This is a genomic window from Catenulispora rubra, assembly GCF_015356825.1.
Classification (GTDB): Bacteria; Actinomycetota; Actinomycetes; order Streptomycetales; family Catenulisporaceae; genus Catenulispora; species Catenulispora rubra.
Map to the genome: position 1 here is coordinate 1 of NZ_JAACYW010000577.1, position 2,209 is coordinate 2,209.

At 70.3% G+C, this 2,209-nt stretch carries 1 protein-coding gene and 2 pseudogenes; all 3 read left to right on the plus strand.

Going from position 1 to position 2,209, the window contains the following annotated elements:
* Positions 1-192: pseudogene (locus GWK61_RS58105) on the plus strand (hypothetical protein); the annotation flags it as partial.
* The gene (locus GWK61_RS54170; RefSeq protein WP_194922225.1) at positions 189-1,157 is read left to right on the plus strand and encodes a complex I subunit 1/NuoH family protein; all 969 of its coding nucleotides are present in this window, start codon (positions 189-191) and stop codon (positions 1,155-1,157) included. The pseudogene GWK61_RS58105 and the gene GWK61_RS54170, both read left to right, overlap by 4 nt.
* Positions 1,158-1,161: 4 nt before the next feature.
* Positions 1,162-1,779 (plus strand): annotated as a pseudogene (locus tag GWK61_RS61340) (NuoI/complex I 23 kDa subunit family protein); the annotation flags it as partial.
* Between the last annotated feature and the right edge of the window lie 430 nt (positions 1,780-2,209).

Here is a 2,209-nt window from a genome sequence, read left to right on the forward strand (position 1 = left end):
GTTCCGCCGGGCGTTCCGGACGGCTGGCTGAAGCCGTTGCCGGAAGACGGGCCCGGCGAGTCCGGCGGGTCCGGCGAGTCCGGTGAGGCCAGCGAGTCCGCCGGATCTGCCAAGCCCGCCGCGTCCGCCAAGCCCGCCAACCCCGCCGCGTCCGCCGAACCCGAGACTCCCGGACAGGAAGGCGAAGCATGACCGTCACCGACGCCGTCGTCCGGCTGGCCATCATCCTGGGCTTCTTCCTGGTCGTGCCGCTGGTCGTCGGCCAGATGGAACACAAGGCGATGGCGCACATGCAGTCCCGCGTGGGGCCGATGTACGCCGGGGCCTTCCACGGTTGGGCGCAGCTCGTCGCGGACGGGGTGAAGTTCGCCCAGAAGGAGGACGTGGTCCCGGCCGCCGCCGACCGCCGCGTGTTCCAGCTGGCGCCGGCCGTCGCGCTGATCCCGTACCTGGTCGTGCTGGTGACGATCCCGATCGGGCCGGGCACGCAGGTCGGGCGGAACCTGGACGCCGGGCTGTTCTTCGTGCTGGCGGTTCTGGGCGTCGCCGTGCTGGGCTCGCTGATGGCCGGCTGGGCCAGCGCGAACAAGTACTCGCTGCTCGGCGGCATCCGCAGCGCGGCGCAGCTGATGGCGTACGAGCTGCCGATGATCCTGGCGGCGTCCTCGGTGGCGATGGCCGCCGGGACCCTGTCGCTGACCGGCATCGCCGAGGCCTGGCACTGGTACTGGCTGCCGTGGCAGCTGATGGGCCTGTTCGTGTTCTTCGTCTCGGGCCTGGCCGAGCTCCAGCGGCCGCCCTTCGACATGCCGGTGGCCGACTCCGAGATCATCTTCGGGGCCTACACCGAGTACACCGGCATCCGCTTCGCCCTGTTCCTGCTGGCCGAGTACGCGGGCATCGTCGTGCTGTCCCTGCTGACCGCGGTGCTCTTCCTCGGCGGCTGGAAGGGCCCGTTCTACTTCGGGCTCGGCGAGGCCGGCTTCGGCTGGTTCTGGACCCTGGCGAAGACCCTGGTGCTGGCCTTCCTGGTGATCTGGCTCCGGGTGAGCTACCCGCGCCTGCGCGAGGACCAGCTGCAGAAACTGGCGTGGACGACCCTGATCCCGCTGGCGTTGGCGCAGATCGCGCTGACCGGAATCCTGAAGGTGGTCTGACCAGATGAGCGCCGACAAGCGCGCCCTGCCCGGCGCCGGCCTGGCCAAGGGCCTGGCCACGACCCTGAAGACGATGACCCACCGCTCCGTCACGGCGCAGTACCCGGACGTGAAACCGGAGCTCCCCCCGCGCTCCCGCGGCGTCATCGCCCTGCTGGAGGAGAACTGCACCTCCTGCATGCTCTGCGCCCGCGAATGCCCCGACTGGTGCATCTACATCGACTCCCACAAGGAAGTCGTCCCCGCCACCGAACCGGGCCAGCGCGACCGCACCCGCAACGTCCTCGACCGCTTCGCGATCGACTACAGCCTGTGCATGTACTGCGGCATCTGCATCGAGGCCTGCCCCTTCGACGCCCTGTTCTGGTCCCCGGAGTTCGAGTACGCCGAATTCGACATCGTCGACCTCCTGCACGAGAAGGACCGCCTCCGCGACTGGATGTGGACGGTCCCCCCGCCGCCCTCGCACGCCGCGAACGCCGAGCCGCCGAAGGAGATCGCCGCCGCCCAGAAGACGGTCGAGAAGCAGGCCGCGGCGGAGGCCAAGGCGGCGGCTGAGCGCGCGACAGCCGAGGCTGCGGCGCCGGTTGCCACCGCGACTGCGCCGAAGCCGGACGGCACGGTGCCGCTGCCGAAACCAGAAGTTGATGACACCACCGAGATCCCGAAGATCACGGCTCCGGACGCGTTGACGGACACGACGGAACTGCCGGTGGTCGAGGCGACGGAGCCTCGCGCGCAGGCCGGGGACGACTCGAAGCTCTCGGCGACGCTGGCCGCTGAGATCGCGGCGGCTGAGGCTGCGGGCAAGGTCAAGGGCAAGGGCGAGCCGGAGCCGACTCCTGCTGCGGCCCAGGCTAAGACCCAACCGCTGCCGCCGATAGAGCCTGCCGCCGAAGCACCGGCTGCCGAGGCCAAGACCCAACCGCTGCCTCAGATCGAGCCCACTGCCGAGCCTGCCGCCGAAGCTAAGCCGGAAGCTCCTGCCGAAGCATCAGCATCGAGCGAGCCTGCCGCCGAAGCGACCCCCGAGCCGGAAACCAAGCCCGCAC